At 42.7% G+C, this 602-nt stretch carries 1 protein-coding gene; it reads left to right on the top strand.

The features are described 5' to 3' along the window. Positions 1–35 precede the first annotated feature (35 nt). On the top strand, positions 36–602 hold a 567-nt coding region (locus tag A3762_RS05315; protein ID WP_068754424.1), incomplete at its 3' end, for a 1-acyl-sn-glycerol-3-phosphate acyltransferase.

Below are 602 nucleotides of genomic sequence, written 5' to 3'. Positions count from 1 at the left end.
CCTCTGTATTACATTGCGTTAGGTAGTTTTTGACGATGCTGAAGTTGGTTCGAATTATTTTGTTTTCGCTGTATTTTGTTGTGGTTGCGGTGTTGGGTGTATTCGTTTGTCTATGCCGTCCATTCAATCTCGATAATAACCGAATTATGGCAAAAGCATTTAGCTATGGTGGTTTGAAGCTTTTGGGTGTTAATGTTGAAGTGCGTAACGAAGAACGTTTCAAGAAACTTGAACCAGGCGTCATCGTTTCGAATCATCAGTCCAATCTTGATCTTTATGTGCTTGGCTGCATTGTACCGTACGGTACAGCTAGCATTGGGAAGCGTTCATTGAAGTGGATTCCTTTTTTTGGTCAATTGTATTGGCTGGCAGGCAATGTTCTCATTGATCGCAGGAATGCAAAAAGCTCAATCGATGCATTAGGTCAGGTTAGTGAAGCAATTAATGACCAAGGTCGCTCAATATGGGTCTTTGCTGAAGGAACGCGAAACCTAGGAAAGGGCTTAGGAGAGTTTAAGAAAGGGGCTTTCCATATCGCAGTCCAAGCTCAGTGTAAGATAACTCCCATTGCTGCAAGCACCTATGCGGGGCGTTTAGATTTA

This window comes from Oleiphilus sp. HI0125, from assembly GCF_001635355.1.
This window is presented reverse-complemented; position numbering and strand designations above follow the sequence as displayed.